We start from the raw sequence: 8,038 nt of genomic DNA, 5'->3' as shown, positions 1-8,038 counted from the left end.
TTCAAAGGTTAGGAACTGAACAATTGTTAAAATATTAAACGTAACTTATATATATCAAAAAAATTATAAAAAACTAGCTATATTTAAAATATAATTTTAAAAAAAGTTATATACATAAATAATTGCAATACTCGCAGTTTTATCTTCCTGAAAAAGTTATTTCTTTAGTTCCGAATATTAAGACTAATGTTGATAAATCTTCAGATAATTAGAAAAAATGTCCAAAAGGATATATAATATTGCTTAAGAAATAGTTTTAATGGATTACATATATTTCATTTGGTGTATTAATTGAATATCATAATTTTTAATTTTATTAAGCAAGAATCTCGGTTACTTATTGCATTTCTAACATAGGGTGAGAAAGAAAAATACAATAGTGTGGAGGTTTTTATAATGACGTTTGTTCTTAGTAAAATGAGTGGCTTTAGCATAGAAGAAAAGGTACATGAATTTGAATCTAAAGGGTTTCTTGAAATCTCAAATGAAATCTTTTTACAAGAGGAAGAGAATCATAGTTTATTAACACAAGCACAGTTAGATTATTATAATTTGGAAGATGATGCGTACGGTGAATGCCGTGCTAGATCTTATTCAAGGTATATAAAGTATGTTGATTCACCAGATTATATTTTAGATAATAGTAATGATTACTTCCAATCTAAAGAATATAACTATGATGATGGCGGGAAAGTTAGACAGTTCAATAGCATAAATGATAGCTTTTTATGTAATCCTTTAATTCAAAATATCGTGCGTTTCGATACTGAGTTTGCATTTAAAACAAATATAATAGATAAAAGTAAAGATTTAATTATAGGCTTACATCAAGTAAGATATAAAGCTACTAAAGAAAGACCATCTTTTAGTTCACCTATTTGGTTACATAAAGATGATGAACCAGTAGTATTTTTACACCTTATGAATTTAAGTAATACAGCTATCGGCGGAGATAATTTAATAGCTAATTCTCCTCGGGAAATTAATCAGTTTATAAGTTTGAAGGAGCCTTTAGAAACTTTAGTATTTGGACAAAAGGTCTTCCATGCCGTAACGCCACTTGGAACAGAATGTAGTACGGAGGCTTTTCGTGATATTTTATTAGTAACATTTTCTTATAAGGAGACAAAATGAGAGAGAATAAAATAATTATGATTTCTGGAGCCAATAGCGGTATAGGTCATGCTTGTATAAAATACTTTTTAGAAAAATCATTTCATGTAATAGCTCTTGATATTAATAATAATAACTTAATAGATTATATGAAAACAGATATGCCTTTGAAAGTAGTGCAAATTGATTTAAGTAATAGCGAAGCGATTCATAATCTTTTTACTCAATTAGATTTAGAAAAGCTTTCTCCTGATATATTAATAAATGCAGCTGGTATTCGAGAGATAACACCTGTTTTACATTTATCCGATGATATGTTTAAAAAAGTAATTGATGTAAATTTAGTAGCACCATTTATCCTTTCTAGGGAAGTAGCTAAGCGATGGTGTGAATCGAAAATAAAAGGTTGTATTGTGAATATAGCATCGGTTTCTGGATTAATGGCTGAACCAGAGCGAGCTGCTTATGTGGCATCAAAGCATGCCTTAATTGGATTGACTAAACAGATGGCTATGGAATTTGGGAAGCAAAATATAAGAGTAAATAGCATTTCTCCCGGTGTTATTAGAACTGAACTTACAGAAGAATACTTTAGTAATAAAGCATTGATGTCTATGATAAAAAGTAATCAATCTTTAGATACTTGGGGGTTGCCGCAGGATATTGTTTCATGTATTGAGTACTTGATTTCTGATCAGGCCCGCTTTATTACTGGTTCTAATTTTGTAATTGATGGTGGTTGGACTGCTGGGAAAAACTTGTAGTTGAGTGTTTTTGAGGAAAAGCACCTGTCCTTTTTTAGGCTGGTGTTTTTCTCACTATAAACAGATTTTTTTATTGGAGGGGGATTAATTTGCTTCAAAAAAGTTTTAAGCAAGAGAAAACGGTACCGGCCTTAAAGATGATAGCATCAATGGTTATCTTTGGATCAGTTGGATTTTTTTCTGTTCAAACAAACTTACCTTCGTTTGAATTAGTGTTTGTAAGGTGTATTTTTGCGACAATATTTTTAAGTGTATGCTGGTTGCTTACAGGGCAATATAAACAAGATAAATGGGAACGAAAAGAAGTTATTCAAGTTTTAATATGTGGGTTTTTCTTAGTATTTAATTGGGTTTTCTTATTTAAAGCCTTTGAAAATATGTCAGTTACAATTGCTATCTCAGTTTATCATCTTGCACCAGTAATTGTACTGTTAATTGGAAGTATCGTCTTTAAAGAAAAATTAACATTAATATCTATCATTTCAATAGTTGTGTGTTTTGTGGGAGCTTTATTAATTGCTGGTATCGATGGAAGCTTCTCTTTCGGTTCATTAATGTCTTCAGGTATGATATGGGGATTTCTTGCAGCTCTCTTTTATGCATTTACAACTTTATTTGGTAAAGGGATTAACAAAATGAGTGCGTATGCAATGACATTTTTACAAACATTCTTGGGGATATTTCTTTTAATACCATTTATAGATTTAGATGCTTTTAGTGGCCTCACTCAAAGTAATTGGACATATATTATAGCTACTGGTTTTATTCACACAGGGATAGTGTATTATCTGTTTTTTGATAGTTTACGCCATTTGTCTACAAAAACAATCTCAATATTAGTTTTTTTAGATCCGGCAGTGGCAATATTATTAGATACTGTACTTACTGGATTCCGTCCAACTTTAATGCAAATAACAGGAATTCTATTTATTTTTATTGGCATGACTTTAACATTAAAAAAATCTAAAGATAAAAAACTGAGCCAAAAAGAAAAGCGAATTGAAAGCGATGCTAGTATATCTCAACAATAATGAAATATATTGTGTATAAAACGATAAACCTTGCATGAATCATGCAGGGTTTATTTGGTCTAATATAATTCATATTTATAATATATGTTTTTTAACATGCTTTTGATTCACTTATATTTATTTGACTATAAATTTACAAAAATGTATATAAAACCTTATTTTTTAATAATATATAAGTAATAAATTCATAGAATTGGAGTGATGAGATGCAGCCGTTAGAAAGGGAGATTCATTCTAATATGCTGAAAGTGTGGAGGATTCACGCTTTAATTGGGGCGGCAGTTATACTAACAGTCGTAATTGCGTATTTCTTTTTTATGATTAACTTTAACTGGTGGGGCTGGTTGTTTGGACTATTAGTAACAGGAGCCATTATATTTATTCCACTTGATTATTTTGTATTTCCAAATTTACGTCAGCGCTATTATAGTTACAGATTAAATGAAGAAGAGATTGAGATTCAAAAGGGAATGTTCGTTGTAAAACGCGTACTTATTCCGATAATCCGTGTGCAGCACGTAACGATTGAGCAAGGGCCGATTATGAGAAAGTATAATTTAGCAGAATTACACATTTCAACAGCCGCAACTTCTCATAGTATCCCAGGTTTAACGAAAGAAGAAGCAGAACAGCTGAAAAGACAAATTGGAGAACTTGCGAAAGTGAGTGATGAGGATGTATAAGAGGCAACATCCGATTACGATATTGTTAGGTATTAGGGTTGCGAGTTTGTTGCCACTTATTATTCTTGTTTTATTTAAACCTGATGAACAAGTGGAACCTTGGTATTTATTTTATCTTTTCCTTCTGGTTGTTTTATTCATCATGGCTATTTTTTCAGCAATTAAATGGTATTTTAAAGTGTACTGGATTGAGAATAATATTTTACATATAAAGCACGGTGTTTTTGTAAAGAAGGAAAGCTATTTAAATAAAGAGCGTGTACAAAATATTAGTACATCTTCTAACGCCATTTATCAAATGCTCGGACTTATGAAGTTAAATATAGAAGTAGCCGGTGGTGGTAATGAACCAGAAGTGATGTTGGCTGGTATTAAAGAAGACGAGGCAAAACATTTAATCTCTTTATTACATAAGAAAGAAACTACTGTAAAAGAAGAAATAGAAGAGGAAGAAAGCAAGACGGTTTATCAGTTAACAGCGAAAGAGGTTTTAGCCGCAGCGATTACATCTGGTCGGTTCGGACTAGTGTTCTCTGGACTAGTACTTCTTTACACAAAGTTTGATTTTGTTCTTCCTGAAGGATTCACAAGTAAAGTAGAAGCGTATGTGATGGGAAACGGTGTTTATAAACTAATTGTAATTGCATTAATTTTAATGGTAATTTCATGGATTATTTCCACGGCTGGATATGTGTTGAAATATGCAAACTTTAAAATTGAGCGAAAAGGGGAAGAGATTCGTATCGTTCAAGGATTATTTGAAAAGAAAGAGTTTGTCTTAAAATTGCACCGCATTCAAGCGATTACTGTAAAAGAAGGTATGCTTCGCCAGCCGTTTGGTTATTGTGCTGTTGAAGTGGAAGCAATTCAAAGTATTGGAGCAGCAAGTAACGAAGTAATGTTGCATCCATTTATGAAGAAAAAAGATGTACAGCACCTGCTCACATATTTAGAGTTACCTTATGAAATCGAAGCGGAGATCGTTCACTTACCAAAAACAGCGTTGCATCGTTATTTCATTATGGGCTGGTCAATAAGTATCATACTCACAGTTCTAATTGCCAGCGTGAGTATATATTTTAAACAATATATTGCGTTGTTTGTTATTTTACCGTTATTTATCGTGTTTTCGTTACTTGCGTATGCTAGATATAAAAGTGGCGGTTATGAATTAAGAGAAAATCAACTAACGGTTGTATATCGTAATTTTTCGAAATATACAGGAATAATGCGAAGAAGACATGTTCAAGTAGTAGGTTATGATCAATCGTATTTTCAAAGAAAAGATGAATTATGTACAACTCTTGTAGCGGTAGCCGGGCGCGGTTATGAAGTAAAGCATATGAGAAAAAAAGATTCACTTCGTATATATAATTGGTACAAAGAAAAAGGAAACACCGATGTGTAGTGGTGTTTCCTTTTTGTTATTAAATGGATATCTTTAGTCGAATCGTTGATATATTTCAAGATGTGATAGATATATGCGAAAAATCGTTGATATATTTCAAGATGTGATAGATATATTTGAAAAATCGTTGATATATTCAAAGATGTGATAGATATATGCGAAAAATCGTTAATATAATTTCACGTACTGATAGTGTTGTATTACTTTTTAATTAAACTAACACATCAAAAGTAGTCACGAACGAAGGACGAGAGAAAATACTCTTTTGCTGTTCAGCATGTGGATGCGCCTGTGCTTGTCCTTCTGCTTGTGCAGGGCGTTTTTTATGAGCGTTTTCGAATGAACGTGATTCTGTCCAGTCTTTAAAGTTTTGCTCTGTTTCCCACATTGTTAAGATGACATATGTATCGTTACTTAATGGGCGTAGAACACGGATCGCTTGGAATCCTGGTTCGTTTTCAATAAGACCTGCGCGGTTTTTAAAGCGGTTTTCAAATACTGGGCGACCTTCGTCTGTGACAGAAATGTTGTTACAGACGATATAGCCAGGTTGTCCTTTAAATTCACCGACAGCATCTAGTACGTCATACTGAAGTGAGCCTTCTACAGATTCTTCTGTATTTTCTTTATAAAACATATTTTTCTCATCATTTTTTGCAGTGAAATGTGATTGTTCTAGAGGTGTTTCGTATGAAATAATAGCCTTCATTTTAATGCCCCCTTAATAGTTTGTTTCTATTATATCAACTCTCTTAAAAAACTTCGAAGATTATATACATAAAGATACTTCTTTTTCAAATAATAAATGTACCATCATTTGGAAAGAAGGACGATGTATGAAGAAAGTAAAGTGGACTTTATTAGGCGGCGTCGCAACGTTTGTAGTAGCAATTGTACTCTATAAACTTATCGTGTTAGCTGGTGGCTATATGATGGATGAAAAGCAGCTCGTTTTCCACTCTTCATCACGTATTGTTGACCAGAAAGGAAAAGAAATTACGAAATTATACGTAGAAAACAGGGAACTCGTACCAGTCGAGCAAATTCCGAAGTATGTGCAGCAAGCGTTTGTTGCGGTGGAAGATTCTCGTTTTTATGAGCATCAAGGAATTGATTATCCGTCTATATTCCGTGCTCTTTATAAAGATACGTTAGCTGGAGAAAAGGTAGAGGGCGGTAGTACCATTACGCAGCAACTCGCTAAAAATGTCTTTTTAACTCGTGAAAAAACATTTACGCGCAAATTGAAGGAAGTCGCAATTTCTCTTCAATTAGAGCAAAAATATACGAAGCAACAAATTCTTGAAATGTATATGAATCATATTTATTTTGGTCATGGGGCTTACGGTATTCAAGCGGCAGCAAAGTTGTATTTTAATAAAAATGTTGAGGATTTAACAGTAGAGGAAGGGGCAATGCTTGCAGGTCTTCCGAAGTCACCAAACGGATATTCACCGTACTACTCTGCAGAGAAGAGTAAGGAACGCCGCGATCTCGTGTTGTCACTTATGCATAAACAAGGCTATTTGACTGCAGAAGAAAGTGTTCGTTATCAAGGGAAGACAATTGCTCTATATAAAAACTTAGATGAGAATGAGCTTGCATATATGCCGTATATTGATATGGTCATAGATGAAGCAGCGCGTTTATACGGGTTATCTCATCAAGAGGTACTCCGAGGGGGATATACGTTTGTCGTACCAATGGATGAAAAAATTCAAAAGGTAGCGTATAACCAGTTTCAAGATGCAAGGAATTTCCCTGGGAAAGAAGAGGGGGCGCAAGGTGCATTTTTATTAATGGATAATCGTACGGGAGGGATTAAAGCGGCGATTGGGGGAAGAAAGTACGTCCCGAGAGGATTTAATCGTGTTTTTGCCAAAAGGCAGCCTGGATCTGTTTTAAAACCACTTATCGTTTATGCACCAGCACTAGAAACGAGAAAGTATAATCCGTATTCTTTATTAACAAATGAAAGAAATTCTTTTGAAGGGTATGAACCTCGAAATTATAATCATGAGTATTCAAAAGAAATGACGATGTATGATGCGATTTTAGAGTCGGCAAACGTACCGGCAGTTTCTCTATTAAATGAGTTAGGGGTAGAAGAAGGAAAGCAATATTTAGAAAAAGGAAATGTCCATATTGCAGATGCTGGTTTAAGTACAGCGCTTGGGGGATTAAAAAATGGCGTTTCAACATTTGATCTTGTAAAAATGTATCGTTCATTTTTAGCAAATGGAAATATTATTGAGCCGCACGTTATTGATAAAGTATTAAATAGACACGGTGCAATCATTGGGGAATCGCCAAAAGTAGAGACGAAAATCTTCTCGAAGCAGACAGCATGGTATATGACGAAAATGTTAGAAGGAGTTGTGAAGGAAGGAACAGCGAGAGTTGGTGTATATAACGGTGCGTTAGCTGGGAAAACAGGTACAACTTCATTGCCAAATGACGATAAGGGAGCAAGAGATATGTGGTTCGTCGGCTATACACCGAACTTAGTAGGCGCTGTTTGGATTGGTTATGACCGTACGGATAAGGAGCATCAGTTGCAAGGAGAAAGTGCATCTGCGACAAAATTATTTAAGAAAATTTTAACGAAGGCTAATGTAGAGCATAAAGAGAAGTTTATGAAACCTGAAGGTGTGGAAACAATCGGTTCTCCAATTCGGCTACGAAGAATTGAAGATGTAAAAATGAAACTATCATTTAGTCCTTTCGGTTTATTTAAAACAAAATTAAGCTGGACGCCACTTCCAGATAACAGAATTATGTACCGAATCTATAGAGTGGAGAACGGAATTCATACGCATGTTAGCACTGTAAACGGTGCTGGAGAATATGAGGAAAAGTTCGTTAACATATTTTCAAAACCGAGCTTTTACGTTGTACCATATAATACACAAACGAATCGCGAAGGAGAAAAGTCAAAAGTAGCTAAACCATAGTTTTTCTCTGTGTTATAATAAGAATGTTGTGAAAATAGTAAGCGTTTTTACGAATGTTTGTGTCAATTTAATGAACAACGTACAT

General features: G+C 33.8%; 7 protein-coding genes. 6 read left to right on the top strand and 1 reads right to left on the bottom strand.

Annotation, left to right across the window (positions count from 1 at the left end; all coding sequences use genetic code 11):
- The first annotated feature begins 396 nt into the window (after nucleotides 1-396).
- From ACODS7_RS22115 to ACODS7_RS22095, 5 genes are all read left to right on the top strand, one after another.
- Complete coding sequence (locus tag ACODS7_RS22115; protein WP_016082583.1) at nucleotides 397-1,134, top strand: 2OG-Fe dioxygenase family protein; 738 nt, start codon at nucleotides 397-399, stop codon at nucleotides 1,132-1,134.
- Complete coding sequence (locus ACODS7_RS22110) at nucleotides 1,131-1,877, top strand: SDR family NAD(P)-dependent oxidoreductase (RefSeq protein ID WP_001208940.1); 747 nt, start codon at nucleotides 1,131-1,133, stop codon at nucleotides 1,875-1,877. Before ACODS7_RS22115 ends, ACODS7_RS22110 begins: the two co-directional genes overlap by 4 nt.
- An 89-nt stretch (nucleotides 1,878-1,966) precedes the next feature.
- Nucleotides 1,967-2,908 (top strand): DMT family transporter, encoded by a 942-nt coding sequence (locus ACODS7_RS22105; protein WP_000939632.1) that lies wholly within the window; start codon nucleotides 1,967-1,969, stop codon nucleotides 2,906-2,908.
- Between the two features lie 206 nt (nucleotides 2,909-3,114).
- Nucleotides 3,115-3,591, top strand: a complete 477-nt coding sequence (locus ACODS7_RS22100; protein ID WP_016082581.1) for a PH domain-containing protein — start codon at nucleotides 3,115-3,117, stop codon at nucleotides 3,589-3,591.
- Nucleotides 3,584-4,999 (top strand): PH domain-containing protein, encoded by a 1,416-nt coding sequence (locus ACODS7_RS22095; protein WP_029442075.1) that lies wholly within the window; start codon nucleotides 3,584-3,586, stop codon nucleotides 4,997-4,999. Before ACODS7_RS22100 ends, ACODS7_RS22095 begins: the two co-directional genes overlap by 8 nt.
- A gap of 211 nt (nucleotides 5,000-5,210) precedes the next feature.
- Here ACODS7_RS22095 and hmoB read toward each other — a convergent pair whose 3' ends face one another.
- Nucleotides 5,211-5,708, bottom strand: coding sequence for a heme-degrading monooxygenase HmoB (hmoB, locus tag ACODS7_RS22090; protein WP_000644094.1), 498 nt, complete (start codon nucleotides 5,706-5,708; stop codon nucleotides 5,211-5,213).
- A 127-nt stretch (nucleotides 5,709-5,835) separates the two neighbouring features.
- Between hmoB and ACODS7_RS22085 the strand changes: the two genes are divergently transcribed.
- Entirely contained in the window at nucleotides 5,836-7,953 is a 2,118-nt protein-coding gene (locus ACODS7_RS22085; protein WP_043936578.1) for a transglycosylase domain-containing protein, read from the top strand.
- The last annotated feature ends 85 nt before the right edge of the window (nucleotides 7,954-8,038 follow it).

It is taken from the genome of Bacillus sp. FG16, from assembly GCF_057809515.1.
The sequence above is the reverse complement of the archived record's forward strand: the minus strand, read 5'-3'. Positions and strand labels throughout refer to the sequence as shown.

Excerpts from the sequence above, each read along its gene's own strand:
- ACODS7_RS22115 (WP_016082583.1), top strand. The coding sequence starts at position 397 with ATGACGTTTGTTCTTAGTAAAATGAGTGGCTTTAGCATAGAAGAAAAG.
- ACODS7_RS22110 (WP_001208940.1), top strand. The coding sequence starts at position 1,131 with ATGAGAGAGAATAAAATAATTATGATTTCTGGAGCCAATAGCGGTATA.
- ACODS7_RS22100 (WP_016082581.1), top strand. The coding sequence starts at position 3,115 with ATGCAGCCGTTAGAAAGGGAGATTCATTCTAATATGCTGAAAGTGTGG.
- ACODS7_RS22095 (WP_029442075.1), top strand. The coding sequence starts at position 3,584 with ATGTATAAGAGGCAACATCCGATTACGATATTGTTAGGTATTAGGGTT.
- hmoB (WP_000644094.1), bottom strand. The coding sequence starts at position 5,708 with ATGAAGGCTATTATTTCATACGAAACACCTCTAGAACAATCACATTTC.
- ACODS7_RS22085 (WP_043936578.1), top strand. The coding sequence starts at position 5,836 with ATGAAGAAAGTAAAGTGGACTTTATTAGGCGGCGTCGCAACGTTTGTA.